The sequence below is a fragment of the Brevundimonas sp. M1A4_2e genome (genome assembly GCF_053345555.1).
On the sequence record NZ_JBKFAI010000001.1, the window covers coordinates 383341 to 398259 of the forward strand.

16 protein-coding genes are annotated in these 14919 nt (G+C 66.9%); 15 read left to right on the forward strand and 1 reads right to left on the reverse strand.

Annotation, left to right across the window (positions count from 1 at the left end; genetic code table 11):
• Nucleotides 1-226 precede the first annotated feature (226 nt).
• From gor to ACLBV5_RS01920, 15 genes are all read left to right on the forward strand, one after another.
• Complete coding sequence (gor, locus tag ACLBV5_RS01850; protein ID WP_253121444.1) at nucleotides 227-1624, forward strand: glutathione-disulfide reductase; 1398 nt, start codon at nucleotides 227-229, stop codon at nucleotides 1622-1624.
• Between the two features lie 94 nt (nucleotides 1625-1718).
• Entirely contained in the window at nucleotides 1719-2462 is a 744-nt protein-coding gene (locus tag ACLBV5_RS01855; protein ID WP_447604655.1) for a class I SAM-dependent methyltransferase, read from the forward strand.
• Nucleotides 2463-2545: 83 nt separating this feature from the next.
• Nucleotides 2546-3442 carry a 3-hydroxyisobutyrate dehydrogenase gene (mmsB, locus tag ACLBV5_RS01860; RefSeq protein ID WP_447604656.1) on the forward strand — a complete coding sequence of 299 codons (897 nt, stop codon included), beginning with the start codon at nucleotides 2546-2548 and terminating at the stop codon, nucleotides 3440-3442.
• A 271-nt stretch (nucleotides 3443-3713) separates the two neighbouring features.
• Nucleotides 3714-4940, forward strand: coding sequence for a 5-aminolevulinate synthase (hemA, locus tag ACLBV5_RS01865; RefSeq protein WP_447604657.1), 1227 nt, complete (start codon nucleotides 3714-3716; stop codon nucleotides 4938-4940).
• Entirely contained in the window at nucleotides 4937-5122 is a 186-nt protein-coding gene (locus tag ACLBV5_RS01870; RefSeq protein ID WP_253121449.1) for a DUF6898 family protein, read from the forward strand. Before hemA ends, ACLBV5_RS01870 begins: the two co-directional genes overlap by 4 nt.
• A gap of 79 nt (nucleotides 5123-5201) precedes the next feature.
• The gene (glyA, locus tag ACLBV5_RS01875) at nucleotides 5202-6485 is read left to right on the forward strand and encodes a serine hydroxymethyltransferase (RefSeq protein WP_447604658.1); all 1284 of its coding nucleotides are present in this window, start codon (nucleotides 5202-5204) and stop codon (nucleotides 6483-6485) included.
• A gap of 12 nt (nucleotides 6486-6497) precedes the next feature.
• Nucleotides 6498-6971 carry a transcriptional regulator NrdR gene (gene nrdR, locus ACLBV5_RS01880; protein ID WP_024352817.1) on the forward strand — a complete coding sequence of 158 codons (474 nt, stop codon included), beginning with the start codon at nucleotides 6498-6500 and terminating at the stop codon, nucleotides 6969-6971.
• On the forward strand, nucleotides 6971-7735 hold the full coding sequence (locus ACLBV5_RS01885; protein ID WP_447604659.1) for a RibD family protein: 765 nt from the start codon (nucleotides 6971-6973) through the stop codon (nucleotides 7733-7735). Before nrdR ends, ACLBV5_RS01885 begins: the two co-directional genes overlap by 1 nt.
• 60 nt (nucleotides 7736-7795) lie before the next feature.
• Nucleotides 7796-8386, forward strand: coding sequence for a riboflavin synthase (locus tag ACLBV5_RS01890; protein WP_447604660.1), 591 nt, complete (start codon nucleotides 7796-7798; stop codon nucleotides 8384-8386).
• Entirely contained in the window at nucleotides 8383-9519 is a 1137-nt protein-coding gene (gene ribB / locus ACLBV5_RS01895; RefSeq protein WP_134580800.1) for a 3,4-dihydroxy-2-butanone-4-phosphate synthase, read from the forward strand. Before ACLBV5_RS01890 ends, ribB begins: the two co-directional genes overlap by 4 nt.
• Entirely contained in the window at nucleotides 9516-9977 is a 462-nt protein-coding gene (gene ribH, locus ACLBV5_RS01900; protein ID WP_312447761.1) for a 6,7-dimethyl-8-ribityllumazine synthase, read from the forward strand. The genes ribB and ribH overlap by 4 nt, the downstream gene beginning before the upstream one ends.
• Nucleotides 9974-10510: a transcription antitermination factor NusB gene (gene nusB, locus ACLBV5_RS01905; protein ID WP_035302214.1), complete on the forward strand. Its 537-nt coding sequence runs from the start codon at nucleotides 9974-9976 to the stop codon at nucleotides 10508-10510. Before ribH ends, nusB begins: the two co-directional genes overlap by 4 nt.
• A complete protein-coding gene (gene thiL, locus ACLBV5_RS01910) occupies nucleotides 10497-11486 on the forward strand; it encodes a thiamine-phosphate kinase (protein ID WP_134580797.1) in 990 nt (329 codons plus the stop codon). Before nusB ends, thiL begins: the two co-directional genes overlap by 14 nt.
• Nucleotides 11487-11526: 40 nt before the next feature.
• Complete coding sequence (locus ACLBV5_RS01915) at nucleotides 11527-11949, forward strand: hypothetical protein (RefSeq protein ID WP_447604661.1); 423 nt, start codon at nucleotides 11527-11529, stop codon at nucleotides 11947-11949.
• 174 nt (nucleotides 11950-12123) lie between these two features.
• Nucleotides 12124-14274 (forward strand): sodium-translocating pyrophosphatase, encoded by a 2151-nt coding sequence (locus ACLBV5_RS01920; protein ID WP_253121464.1) that lies wholly within the window; start codon nucleotides 12124-12126, stop codon nucleotides 14272-14274.
• A gap of 120 nt (nucleotides 14275-14394) precedes the next feature.
• Here ACLBV5_RS01920 and bamE read toward each other — a convergent pair whose 3' ends face one another.
• Complete coding sequence (gene bamE / locus ACLBV5_RS01925) at nucleotides 14395-14874, reverse strand: outer membrane protein assembly factor BamE domain-containing protein (protein WP_025977062.1); 480 nt, start codon at nucleotides 14872-14874, stop codon at nucleotides 14395-14397.
• Nucleotides 14875-14919 lie beyond the last annotated feature (45 nt).

Consider the following 14919-nt stretch of genomic DNA (forward strand, 5'->3'; position numbering starts at 1 on the left):
CATATTCTGACCCAGCCACAGTATTTCATAACCGCGTCTGGTGAAAGCGGGGCGGTGGCTGTCCTTCGCCCGCTCGGGCTTCTTTGACACGGGCCTGCCTCGCGCCTTGCCCCCTCGCATCCGGGCGCCTAAGTCGGGGTCAGCGCTGCGGTTCAACCGCGCGATTTCAGACGATTCAGACGAATTGGACTCTATTTTTTTTGGGTCCAGCCAGCCGGAGCCCCCGATGAGCCAATACGACTACGACCTCTTCGTCATCGGCGCCGGTTCGGGCGGGGTGCGGGCGGCGCGGCTGACGGCGTTGGGCGGCAAGAAGGTCGCCATCGCCGAAGAGTATCGGGTGGGCGGCACCTGCGTCATTCGCGGCTGCGTCCCCAAGAAGTTCATGGTCATGGCCGCCGAGGTCAGCCACGCGCTTGAGATCGCCGAGGGCTACGGCTGGTCGTTCGAGAACGCCAAGTTCGACTGGCCGACCTTCCTTCAGGCGAAGGATGTCGAGATCGCCCGTCTGTCCGGGATCTACGCCGCCAATCTGGGCAAGGCGGGCGTGGACCTTCTGCATGGCCGCGCCGTTCTGAAGGACGCCCACACCGTCGAGGTCATCGGCAAGGACGGCGGCGACAAGCAGACGATCACGGCCGAGAAGATCCTGATCGCCACCGGCGGCCGCCCGTGGAAGCCGGACAGCCTGCCGGGCATCGAACACGCCATCACCTCCGAAGAAGCCTTCCATCTGCCCGAACTGCCCAAGCGCGTCCTCGTCGTCGGCGGCGGCTATATCGCGGTGGAGTTTGCGGGCATCTTCGCCGGGCTGGGGGTCGAGACGACCCTGATCTATCGCGGACCCAACATCCTGCGCGGCTTCGACGACGACGTGCGCGCCCATCTGGCGGGCGAGATCGAGAAGCGCGGCATTAAGGTCATCCTCGGCTGCCAGCATGAATCGATCGAGAAGACCGAGGCGGGCCTGATCAATCATCTCGAAAACGGCATGAAGATCGAGACCGACGTGGTCATGTTCGCCACCGGCCGCGCGCCCTATGTTGAGGGGCTGGGGCTGGAAACCGCCGGGGTCGAGCTGAACGAGAACGGCGCCATCAAGGTCGACGAATATTCCAAGACTACGGCCGACAACATCTGGGCCATCGGCGACGTCACCGACCGGATGAACCTGACCCCCGTCGCCATCCGCGAGGGCGTGGCCTTCCATGAGACGGTGTTCAAGAACAACCCTCAGCGGTTCGACTATGAAGCCGTCGCCACAGCCGTGTTCAGCCAGCCGCCCGTCGGCGTCGTCGGCCTGACCGAGGCCGAGGCCCGCCACGCCTGTCCGGGCGAGGTGGACGTCTACGTCACCCGCTTCCGCCCGATGAAATACGCCTTCACGGGCTCGGACGAGCGGGTCCTGATGAAGCTGGTGGTCGAGGCCGAAACCCAGCGCGTCGTCGGCTGCCATATCGTCGGCCCTGACAGCCCCGAGATGATCCAGTTGGCCGCCATCGCCGTAAAGGCCGGCCTGACCAAGGCTCAGTGGGACGCCACCTGCGCCGTTCACCCGACGATGGCCGAGGAGTTGGTCACACTGAGAGAGAAGCAGGCCGCGGCGGCCATGACGGCCGGCTGATATGCGACGAGGCGGCTTGCCAGCCCCTCCGACCCCGCGCCTTATGATGTCTGAAGGCCCCGACCGGGGCAGCCGCAAGATCAAGGAATTCGTCATGAAACCGCATCTGCTCGCCGCCGCCGTCGCCGCCGCCTTCCTGGCCGCCGCGCCTGTTGTGGCCCAGGACGCCGCCGCGCCTGCCTATCAGGCCGCCGTCGCCGACTCTCTACGCCCCGCCGACGAGGTCGAGCGCGACGCCCTGCGTCATCCCGCCGAGATGCTGGCCTTCGCTCAGGTGAAGCCGGGCCAGCGCATCGCCGACATCCGCCCCGGCGCGGGCTATTTCACCCGCCTGTTCGCGCGCGTCGTGGGCGAGGGCGGCCACGTCTACGCCTTCGTGCCGAACCGCACGGCCGAGCGCGAGAATCCGCGCGCCGACGCCCTGGTCGCCGCCTATCCCAACGTCAGCCGCGTCAACGGCGACCTGGACGCCATGAGCTTCGACCAGCCGCTGGATCTGGTCTTCATGAGCCAGGAATATCACGACTTCCACATCCCCCGTTTCGGCGTGGACGTGGCCAAGATGAACGCCGACATCTTCAAGGCGCTGAAGCCCGGCGGCCTCTATGTCGTCATCGACCACCAGGCCGCGCCTGGCGCCGCCAACACCGTGGTCGAGACCCTGCACCGAATCGAGGGCGCCCAGCTTCGCAAGGAGGTCGAAGCCGCCGGCTTCGTCTTTGACGGCGAAAGCACGGCCGTCGCCAACTCCGCCGACGACCACAGCCTGAACGTCTTCGACGAGGCGATCCGGGGCAAGACCGACCAGTTCGTCTATCGCTTCCGCAAGCCGAACTGAGGCGTCTCGTCTCAAATTGGTGACTGGCGAAGCGGGTCGTGCGGCGCTAACCCTCGGCCAAAATCCATAAGGGAAACGCACAGATGACTCGCATCGCCTTCATCGGCCTGGGCAACATGGGCGGCGGCATGGCCGCTAATCAGGCCAAGGCCGGGCATGACGTCGCCGCCTTCGACCTGTCGCCCGCCGCGCTGGAGCGCGCCGCCGAGGCTGGTTGCCGCACCGTCGGTTCGGTCGCCGAGGCCGTGAAGGACGCCGAGGTGGTCATCACCATGCTGCCCGCCGGGCCGCACGTCCTCAGCGTCTATTCCGAACAGATCATCGGCGCGGCGCCCTCCAGCGCGCTCCTGCTGGACTGCTCGACCATTGACGTGGAAACCGCGCGCAAGGTCGCCGCTCTGGCCAAGGAAGCGGGCTACGCCTTCGCCGACGCGCCCGTTTCGGGCGGCACGGCCGCCGCTGACGCCGGGACCCTGGCCTTCATGGTCGGCTGCGACGAGGCCGATTTCGCCCGCGTCGAACCGGCGCTGGAGCCGATGAGCCGCATCACCATCCGCGCCGGCGACCACGGCGCAGGGCAGGCGGCCAAGATCTGCAACAACATGCTGCTGGGCATCAGCATGATCGGGACCTGCGAGGCCATCGCCCTGGCCGAGAAGCTGGGGCTCGAACCCGAGCGCTTCTTCGAGATCGCCTCCAAGTCGTCGGGCCAGTGCTGGAGCGTGACCAGCTACTACCCCTGGGCCGGTCCGGTGCCGACCGCCCCGTCGAACCGCGATTATGAAGGCGGCTTCGCCACCGCCATGATGCTGAAAGACCTCAAGCTGGCTCAGGACGCCGCGGCCAAGGCCGGCGCCTCGACGCCGCTGGGCGCCCAGGCCGAGGCCCTCTACGCCCTGTTCAACGGCCTCGGCTACGGCGGCAAGGACTTCTCCGCCATGGTCCAGATGCTGCGCGGGCGGATCGATACGCTGAGCTGAGCCATGGCTTTCCTCCCCATGCCAATGGGGAGGGGGACCACGAAGTGGTGGGGGCCTGACGACGGCGGAACCAAGCAGCCCTTCCGTCTCGACCGCTCCGCGTCCGATCCACCTCCCCATTTGGCATGGGGAGGAAATCACGGGCTTTCCAAAGCTGAGAACCGTTATCAATTAAGGGGTTGAGACGTTTTGTCCTGCGCCTGACATGGACAAGACCGGGCGGCGCGCGCAATTAGGCTCGCAAAGCTGCATAAGCGAAAGAAGCGCCGCCTTGTTCGACTATAAGTCCGCCTTTCAGAACTCTGTGGATCAGGTCCGCAGCGAAGGCCGTTACCGTGTCTTCGCCGATCTGAAGCGGGTGCGCGGGCAATTTCCTCTTGCCCGCCGTCGGCGCGCGGACGGCACGCACCAGGATGTGGTGGTCTGGTGCTCGAACGACTACCTCGGCATGGGCCAGCATCCGGCCGTGGTCGAGGCGATGAAGACGGCGATCGATCTCAGCGGCGCCGGGGCAGGGGGCACCCGCAACATCTCGGGCACCACGCGCTCGGCCGTCGACCTGGAAGCCGAGCTGGCCAGCTGGCACCAGAAGGAAGCCGCCCTGCTGTTCACCTCGGGCTATGTGGCCAATGAGGCGACGCTATCGACGCTGCAGAAGATTTTGCCGGGCCTGATCATCTTCTCGGACGCGCTGAACCACGCCTCCATGATCGCGGGCATCCGCAACGGCGGCGGCGAACGCCACATCTTCCGCCACAACGACCTTGAACATCTTGAGGAACTGCTGGCGGCCGCGCCGGTCAACGCGCCCAAGCTGATCGCCTTCGAGAGCGTCTATTCGATGGACGGCGACATCGCCGACCTGGCGGGCACCATCGCCCTGGCCAAGAAATACGGCGCCCTGACCTATCTGGACGAAGTCCACGCCGTGGGTCTGTACGGCGCGACCGGCGCAGGCGTCGCCGAGCGCGACGGCGTGCTGGACGGCATCGACATCGTCGAATGCACCCTGGGCAAGGCCATCGGCGTCATGGGCGGCTATATCGCCGCCGACGCGGTGATCGTGGACGCTGTGCGCAGCTGGGCCTCGGGCTTCATCTTCACCACCAGCCTGCCGCCCGCCCTGACCGCCGGCGCCTTGGCCTCGGTGCGTCACCTGAAGGCGCACCCCGAACTGCGCGACGCCCATCAGGAGCGCGCCGCCACCCTGAAGCGCCGTCTGTCCGAGGCGGGGATCCCGGTCGTGCCCAGCGTCAGCCACATCGTGCCGGTCCACGTCGGCAACCCGGTGCACTGCAAGCTGATCTCTGACATGCTGCTGGAAGAACACGGCATCTACGTCCAGCCGATCAACTATCCCACCGTGCCCAAGGGGACCGAGCGCCTTCGCTTCACTCCGTCGCCCGATCATGATGATGCGATGATCGACAAGCTGGTCGATGCGATGGACAAGCTGTGGTCCCACTGTAACGTTGCGCGGCGTCCGGTCGCGGCGTGACGGCCGGCGCTGACCTCGGCGAGATCATCGTCGAGTTCGTCCGAAACGGCCCCTATGTGAAATGCTCCGCCGTCCACACGGCCACGGGCGTGGAGGTCTCCGCCATAGGCCCCGCTGCCGAGCCGCGCGCGGTCGAACGCGTGGCGATCGCCAAACTGAAACGAGCGTTGTCACAGCGCTGACCCCCTAGATGTTGTGGTGTTCGGCGGCGCGGCCTAGAAGGGAGCGCCGTTTCAGCCTTCAGCCTCCGGGATGCCTCCAGTGACCGCCTTCACGCACGATTCCTATTTCACCAAGAGCCTCGCCGATGCTGATCCGGCGATCTTCAAGGGCATTCAGGGCGAGCTCGGTCGCCAGAAGGAGCAGATCGAGCTGATCGCTTCGGAAAACATCGTCTCTCAGGCGGTGCTGGACGCGCAAGGCTCGGTCCTGACCAACAAATACGCTGAGGGCTATCCGGGTCGTCGCTACTATGGCGGCTGCGAGTTCGTCGACATCACCGAAGACCTGGCCCGCGAGCGCGCCAAGGAGCTGTTCGGCGCCGCCTATGTGAACGTCCAGCCCCACTCGGGCGCCCAGGCCAACCAGGCCGTCTTCTTCTCCCTGCTGCAGCCGGGCGACACCTTCCTGGGCATGGACCTGGCCTGCGGCGGCCACCTGACCCACGGCTCGCCCGCCAACCAGTCGGGCAAGTGGTTCCGCCCCGTCACCTACAAGGTGAACGAAGACGACCATCTGATTGATTATGATCACGTCGCCGAAATGGCCCAGAAGGAAAAGCCGAAGCTGATTCTGGCCGGCGCCTCGGCCTACAGCCGCCACATCGACTTCAGGCGTTTCCGCGAGATCGCAGACAGCGTCGGCGCCTATCTGATGGTCGACATGGCTCACTATGCGGGTCTGATCGCGGGCGGCGCCTATCCCGACCCGATGCCCCACGCCCACGTCGTCACCACCACGACGCACAAGACCCTGCGCGGCCCGCGCGGCGGCATGATCCTGTCCAACGACCTAGACCTGGGCAAGAAGATCAACTCGGCGGTCTTCCCCGGCCTGCAGGGCGGCCCGCTGGAGCACGTCATCGCCGCCAAGGCCGTGGCCTTCGGCGAAGCGCTGAAGCCCGAGTTCAAGCTCTACGCCCAGCAGGTCGTGAAGAACGCTCAGGCCCTGGCGGGCGTGCTGGTCGAGCGCGGCCTGGCCATCGTTTCGGGCGGCACCGACAGCCACCTGATGCTGGTCGATCTGCGTCCCAAGGGCGTGACCGGCAAGGCCACCGAGCATGAGCTCGAAAAGGCCCTGATGACCTGCAACAAGAACGGCGTGCCGTTCGACACCGCGCCCTTCACCGTCACCTCGGGCGTCCGTCTGGGCACCCCGGCGGGCACCACGCGCGGCTTCGGCGAGGAAGAGTTCAAGCAGATCGGCCACTGGATCGCCGACGTCGTCTCCTCGATGAACGGCGGCGACGAAGCCGATCCAGCCGTCGTGGCGGGCGTGGCGGCTCAGGTGCGCGAACTGACCGCGCGCTTCCCGATCTATCGCTAAGAGGTCCATCGGATGAAGTGCCCCTTCTGCGGAAACGCCGACACCCAGGTGAAGGACAGCCGGCCGTCTGACGACGGCGCGGCCATCCGGCGCCGTCGGTCGTGCCCGCAGTGCAACGGGCGCTTCACCACCTTCGAGCGGGTGCAGCTGCGCGAACTGGTCATCCTGAAACGGAACGGCCGCCGCACCCCCTTCGACCGCGACAAGCTGGAACGCTCGCTGGGCATCGCCCTGCGCAAACGCCCGGTCCAGCCCGATCAGGTCGAGCTGCTGGTCAGCCGCATCGTGCGCCAGCTGGAAAGCCTGGGCGAGACGGAGATCCCGTCCAGCATCGTCGGCGACTTCATCATGAAGGCGCTGAAGTCGGTCGATGAGGTGGCCTACGTCCGCTACGCCTCGGTCTACAAGGACTTCCGCCACACCAGCGATTTCGCCAAATTCCTCGGCGACGAGGGTTTCGACGAGACCAAGTCCGGCCAGGACTGATGCGCCCGCGCGTCACCCTCAAGCTGGCCACGTCGCTGGACGGCCGCATCGCCACGGCCACGGGCGAAAGCCAGTGGATCACCGGGCCCGAAGCCCGTCTGCAAGGCCACCGCCTGCGCGCGACGCATGACGCCATTCTGGTCGGCGTCGAGACGGTGCTGGCCGACGATCCCGAACTGACCGTCCGTCTTCCTTCTCCCCTCGGGGGAGAAGGTGGCTCGCGCAGCGGGACGGATGAGGGGGTTCTGTCCTCACATGAAACGGCTGACGATGAGGGCGCATCTGGCGTCCCCCTCATCCGAGCGGCTCCGCCGCCCACCTTCTCCCACGAGGGGAGAAGGAACCCGCTACGAGTCGTGCTGGACAGTCGGCTCAGAACACCCGCGACGGCCAAGGTTGCGAGCGGAAACACCGTGATTTTCACCACGGCGACGCCCCATCCCATCGGACAAGCCGACGTCATCACCGTCGCCGCAGATGACGGCCGCCCCGCCATTTCCGCCGTCCTCGACGCCCTGTCCGCCCGCGCCATCACCTCCGTCCTGATCGAAGGAGGTGGCCGGGTCGCCGCCTCCTTCATCCAGGCGGGCGCAGTCGACGCCATCGAGTGGTTCCGCGCCCCGATCCTGCTGGGCGGGGAGGGGCGGCCCTGCGTCGCCTCCCTGGCGCTTGCAAAGCTGGCCGACGCCCCCAAGTTCCGTCGTCTGGGCGTCGAGCCTGTCGGAGACGACCTGTGGGAACGCTACGCGCGCTTCGACGGCTGATTTCAGGCGATTCAGACTATTCAGACTATGTTTTTTGGGTCCGAAGGGACCGGAGTTTCCATGTTTACCGGCATCGTCACCGACATCGGCCGCGTCCGCAGCGTCCGCCAAACCGACCGCGACCGTCGCTATGAGATCGAGACCGTGTGGGACACGGCGGGCATCAACCTGGGGGCCTCGATCAGCCACGCGGGCTGCTGCCTGACGGTGACGGAAAAGGGCGAAGGCTGGTTCGCCGTCGAGGTCTCGGGCGAGACCCTGTCCAAGACCAAGCTGGGCGACTGGACCGAGGGCAGCCGCATCAATCTGGAACGCGCCGCCAAGCTGGGCGACGAGCTGGGCGGCCATATCGTCTCGGGCCATGTCGATGGTCTGGGTGAGGTCGTGTCCATCACGCCCGAGGGCGGATCGCACCGCATCGTGATCGAAGCGCCGGCGCCCCTGCACAGATTCATCGCCCCAAAGGGCTCAATCACGGTCGATGGGGTTTCCCTGACGGTGAATGGGGTGCATGAGCGCCGCTTCGACGTGAACATCATCCCGCATACGTGGAATGCGACCACCCTCGGCGGCCTGAAGGTCGGCGAAAGGGTCAATCTGGAGATCGACATGCTGGCGCGTTACCTCGCGCGGTGGCAGGAGACCGCATGATGAAACTGGCCGTCCACAATACCGACAGCCCGATCAGCTCGATCGAGGACATTATCGAGGACGCCCGCAACGGCCGCCCCTACATCCTGGTGGACGCCGAGGACCGCGAGAACGAGGGCGACATCGTCATTCCGGCCCAGTTCGCCACGCCGGAACAGATCAACTTCATGATCCGCTATGCGCGCGGGCTGGTGTGCCTGGCCATGACGGCCGAGCGCGCCAAGCAGTTGCGCCTGCCCCCGATGGCCGCCGAGAACCGCGAGAGCATGGGCACGGCCTTCACCATCTCGATCGAGGCCAAGGAAGGCGTCACGACCGGCATCTCGGCCGCTGACCGCGCTCACACGGTCCAGGTGGCCGCCGACCCGTCGCGCACCGCCGACGACATCGTCTCGCCGGGCCACATCTTCCCGCTGGTCGCGCGCGACGGCGGCGTCCTGGTGCGCACCGGCCACACCGAGGCCGCTGTGGACATCAGCCGCATGGCCGGCCTGATCCCCGCCGGGGTGATCTGCGAGATCATCAAGGACGACGGCGAGATGGCGCGGATGCCTGATCTGATCGCCTTCGCCCAGTTGCACGGGCTGAAAATCGGCACCATCGCCGACCTGATCGCCTATCGCCGCCGCACCGAGCGCTTTGTCGAGCGCGTGATGGAGACGCCGTTCCAGAGCGTCCACGGCGGCGAGTTCAAGCTGATCCTGTACCGCAACACCATCGAGGGCGCGGAGCACGTCGCCCTGGTGCGCGGCGATATCGATCCGGCCAAGCCGACTGTCGTGCGCATGCACCAGATCGACTTCGCCGCCGACCTGCTGGGCCATGTCGAGGCCCGCCAGGACTATATTCCGAAGGCGATGCAGGCGCTGGCGGCCCATGACGGCCCGGGCGTCGTCGTCTTCCTGCGCGATCCCGACCTGCATGGTCTGGCCGAACGGCTCGGCGGCGTGGCCAAGCCCGCGGCGGCGGATCGTTCGCTGAAAGCCTATGGCGTCGGGGCGCAGATTCTGCTCGACCTCGGCGTCAAAGACATGATCGTGATGAGTTCGACGCGACCTAATCCGACGGCGCTTGAGGGCTATGGCCTGCGCATCGTCGGCTGGCGCGACATGGACGGAGAAGACCAATCTTGAACGACCCCACTCGCGTCCTCATCGTCGAGGCGCGCTTCTACGACGAACTTGCCGACGCCCTTCTGGAAGGGGCGAGGGACGCCCTGCGCGCGCAAGGCGTACAGTATGACGTCGTGACCGTGCCCGGCGCTCTGGAAGTGCCGACCGTGATCGCCATGGCCGAGGAGGCCGGGCGCTATCCGACCGCGCCGCGCTACGACGGCTATGTCGCCCTGGGCTGCGTGATCCGCGGCGAGACCTACCACTTCGAGATCGTCTCGGACCAGTCGGCCGCCGGCATCCGCAACCTGGGCCTCAAGGGCGTGGCTATCGGCAACGGCATCCTGACGACCGAGGACGAGGAGCAGGCCTGGGCCCGCGCCCGCCTCAGCGAGGGCGACAAGGGCGGCTTCGCCGCCCGCGCCTGCCTGGACCTGATCTCTATCCGTAAACGCCTGCGTGGGGGCCTGGCCTCGTGACCGAACCGACCAGCGCCCCGGCGACCGTCGCCGAAGTCATGGCTCAACTGGCCGAGGCTGAAAAAGCCCGGGCCGAACCCCAGCTGACCAGCCGCCAGCGCCGCGCCCGCACGGTCGCCCGTCTGGCCGCCGTTCAGGCCCTGTATCAGATGGAGCTGGCGGGCGAGGGCGTCGACAGCGTCGTGCGCGAGTTCCGCAATCACCGCTTCGACGCCGACATCGACGGCGCCCCTCTGGCCGAAGCTGACGAGGACTGGTTCTCCGAGATCGTCCACGGCGTGGTCGAGGATCAGCGCGGCATCGATGAGGCGATCAAGGCGCGCTTGGCCTCCAACTGGCGGCTGGAGCGTCTGGACGCCACGCTGCGGGCTCTGCTGCGCTGCGGCGCGTGGGAGCTGAAGCACAAGCCGGACGTGCCGCGTGAAATCGTCATCGACGAGTACGTCGAACTGGCCAAGGCCTTCTTCGACGACGCGGAGGCGAAGTTCGTGAACGCGGCGCTGGATGGCGTGGCGCGCGATGCCCGCGATTGACGTCGCGGGTGAATTCGAGACCATCCAGCGGCTGCTGAAGCCGCTGGCGCACCCGGAATGGGCGAGGGGGCTGGCCGACGACGTGGCCGCGTTGCCCTCGCGACCGGGACACGACCTGGTCCTGACCAAGGACGCGATCGTCGAGGGCGTCCACTTCCTGCCCGACGACCCGCTGGACACGGTGGCGCAGAAGCTTTTGCGCGTGAACCTGTCCGATCTGGCGGCCAAGGGCGCCGAGCCGTTCGGCTACCTGCTGGCCTGTCATTGGTCAGAGCGCTGCGGCTGGCCCGAGCGCGAGGCTTTCGTCGCCGGGCTGCGGCGCGATCAGGCCATTTTCGACATTTTCCTGCTGGGCGGCGACACGGTGAAGACGCCGGGCCCGGCCAGTTTCTCGGCGACGATGATGGGCTGGGCGCCTTCAGGCGCAGCGGTCAGCCGGGGGGGCGCGCGGCCGGGCGATCTGGTCTTCGTCACCGGAACCATCGGCGACGGCTGGCTGGGCCTTCAGGCCGCCCAGGCGACCCTGACGCTGGAGCCCGAACGCATGGACGCGCTGGAGGCCGCCTATCGCACCCCCATGCCGCGCGTGGAGTTCGCGCCCGTCGTTCTGGGCCTCGCCACGGCCAGCGCCGACGTGTCCGACGGTCTTCTGGCCGACGCCGCCCACATCGCCGAAGCCAGCGGCGTGCGACTCGAGATCGATCTGGAGGTGCTGCCGATGTCAGCGGCGGCCCAGGCCTGGTTCGAGGGACGTGTCGACCCTCAGGCGGCGCTGGAGCTGCTGGCCAGCGGCGGCGACGACTATGAGATCCTGCTGACCGTCCCGGCGGGCGCCGAGAACGCATTGCGCCGCGAGGCCGAGCGCCGCCACCTGCGCCTGACTTGCATCGGTCGCGTGACCGAGGGCAGGGGGCTGTCGCCTCGCTATCTGGGCCAGGCCATCACCCCGACCCGCACCGGCTGGACCCACGGCTGAGCGCAACGGAATCCTAACGGGGAAGGGTCAGTCTGAGTTCATGAACCGCCGCGCCCTGATCCTCGCCGTCGCCGTCGCCGCCCTGTCGGGTTCGGCGCTCGCTTCGCCGTCGGCGGAAACGCCCGCCGAGCCCGCGAGCTTCAACCTCACCGGCGTGGGCCTGCCGATCATCGTGGGCGGCCGCGTCCGCAACTACGTCTTTGCAGAACTGAAACTGTATCTGGGCGAGGGCCAAACCCTGGATGCGGTCAGGGCCAAGGAGCCCCATCTGCGCGACGCCCTTGTCCGCGCCGGGCACCGGACCCCCTTCGTTCTGGCCGACGACTGGAATCAGTTGGACGCGGCAGCGCTGAGCGCCAGCCTGATCCGCGAGGCCGACAGCCTGATCGGCAAGGGGGCGATCGCCCGTGTCGAGGTCGTCAGCCAGGCCGCGCGCCGCCGCACGACTGTGCGCGCCCTCTAAAAGAGCGCTGTTGCGCCACGGCTCTGCTTTTGGCACGATTTAGCCGCAATTCCCGAGGGGCGTGAATTTACGTCTGTAAGCGCACGGGGGGACCGGAAGGCGGCCGAGAGGCGACAACGCCCGTAGCGCAGCCCATGGATCCGCGCGTCTAGTTGCATAGGGCTTGGAAACGCCATGACGTCATATCTTTGGCTGGTCATCGCGGCCGGCGCTTTGGGGGTGCTTTACGGCGCCGTCCAGACTGCCGCCCTGATGAAGGCCGACAGTGGTAATGAACGGATGCGTGAGATCGCCGCGGCGATCCAGGAAGGGGCATCCGCCTATCTGAAGCGTCAGTACACAACGATTGGCATTGTAGGGGTCGTGATCTTGGTCGCGGCCTTTTTTCTTATCGGGATATGGGCGGCGCTCGGCTTCCTGATCGGCGCGGTCCTGTCGGGCGCGGCGGGCTATGCGGGGATGCTGATCTCCGTGCGCGCAAACGTCCGCACGGCCCAAGCCGCGTCGCAGAGTCTGTCCAAGGGCCTGGACCTGGCCTTCCGCTCGGGCGCCATCACCGGCATGTTCGTGGCGGGCGGCGCTCTTCTGGGCGTGTCCGGCTACTACGCCTTCATGACCCAGGGAATGGGCCATGCCTCGACCAGCCGCGAGGTCATCGACGGCCTGGTGGCGCTGGGCTTCGGCGCCTCGCTGATCTCCATCTTTGCGCGACTGGGCGGCGGCATCTTCACCAAGGGGGCCGACGTCGGCGGCGACATGGTCGGCAAGGTCGAGGCCGGCATCCCTGAGGACGATCCCCGCAACGCCGCCACCATCGCGGACAATGTGGGCGACAACGTCGGCGACTGCGCCGGCATGGCCGCCGACCTGTTCGAAACCTATGCCGTCACCACGGTGGCGACCATGGTGCTGGCGGCCATCTTCTTCCGCAACCAGCCCTATGTCGACGTGCTGATGCTGCTGCCGCTGGCGATCTGCGGCGTCTGCATCGTGACCTCGATCATCGGCACCTTCTTTGTCCGTCTGGGCAAGAGCGGCAACATCATGGGGGCCCTGTATCAAGGGCTGATCGTGACCGGCCTGCTGTCGCTGGTCGCCGTCTGGTGGGTGATCAACCAGCTTCTACCGGGGGCGGTCGAAACCTCGGGCGGGTTGCTGATCCAGCCGATGAGCCTCTTCTGGGCCGGCGTCGTCGGCCTGCTGGTCACGGCGGCCATCGTGGTCATCACCGAATACTACACCGGCACGGGCTTCCGTCCGGTTAAGTCGGTGGCCAACGCCTCGGTCTCGGGGCACGGCACCAACGTGATCCAGGGCCTGGCCATGTCGCTGGAGTCCACGGCGCTTCCGGCCCTGACCATCATCGTGGGCATCGTCGCGGCCTTCCAGTTGGCGGGCCTGTTCGGCATCGCCATCGCCACCACGACCATGCTGGGCGTGGCGGGGATGATCGTGGCGCTGGACGCCTTCGGACCGGTCACGGACAACGCGGGCGGCATCGCCGAGATGGCGGGCCTGCCGCCGGAAGTGCGCGTCTCGACCGACGCCCTGGACGCCGTGGGCAACACCACCAAGGCCGTGACCAAGGGCTACGCCATCGGTTCAGCAGGCCTGGGGGCGCTGGTCCTGTTCGCCGCCTATGTGGAGGACCTGAAGTTCTTCGCAGCCGAGGCTCAGCCGGGCAGCTTCTTCTACGGTCTGGGGGAGGTCGCGTTCGATCTGTCCAACCCCTATGTCGTGGTCGGCCTGCTGTTCGGCGGCTTGCTGCCCTTCCTGTTCGGAGGGCTGGCGATGACGGCCGTGGGGCGCGCCGCAGAGGCCGTTGTGGCCGAGGTCCGGCGTCAGTTCCGGGAAAATCCCGGAATCATGACCTACGAAACGAAGCCGGAATACGGCCGGGCGGTCGATATCCTGACCAGCGCGGCCATCCGCGAGATGATCGTGCCGTCGCTGCTGCCGGTGCTCTCGCCGATCGTCCTGTTCGTCGTCATCCTGTTCATCCAGCCGGACAAGGCCAACGCCTTCGCTGCGCTTGGGGCCATGCTGATGGGGGTGATCGTGACGGGCCTGTTCGTCGCCATCTCCATGACGTCGGGCGGCGGCGCCTGGGACAACGCCAAGAAGCTGATCGAGGAAGGCTTCACTGACAAAAACGGCGTGGTCCACGGCAAGGGCTCGGAAGCGCACAAGGCCGCCGTCACCGGCGACACTGTGGGGGATCCCTACAAGGACACCTCCGGCCCGGCGGTGAATCCGATGATCAAGATCACCAACATCGTGGCGCTGCTGCTGCTGGCGGTGCTGGCGAGCGGCAAGATCGTCTGACAGCGCTCAGCTGGAACTGAAAACGCCCCGGAGAGCGATCTCCGGGGCGTTATCTTTTTTTGCGCCCTATGCTCGTGACGCGGTCGCTCGCGGCTTTAGGGCGACCGTATGCTGTGGCCGTTAGTCCGGGCGGCGCTGGCCGGGAACGTCGTCTTCGGTGCGCGGCAGTTGGCCGCGGCCGACGTTGCCGAGCAGTTGCTCGAGGATGGTCAGCTGGCGGCCGCGCGTCGGGGTCTCGCGGCTTTCCATGGCGATCTGGCGGCCGTCTTCCAGGCCCAGATTGCGCACCGTGGCGACCTTGCCGTCCGCCTCGTTGAAGGTGATCTCCGTCACCGTGCGCTGCGACACCTTCGGCTTGTTGTAGGTGTAGCGCTGGGTCGTCTGGGTCAGGTAGTACCAGACGTTCTCCGCCTCAAAGGTCGAGGCGGTGGAGGGCGTGCCCAGCTTTGTCAGCACGGTCTCCCGCGTGTCGACGCCAGCCTCGATATCCTGAGGTTTGACGTCCACGGCCTGAAAGCCCTGGGTGGCGACGACTGGCGCGCAGGCGCCGGCGGCGGCGGCGAGCGAGGCGGCGATGATGAGCGACGTAAAACGGGGCATCGGCGATGGGCCTCAAGAAATAAGGTCTTTGACCTAACCGTCGCT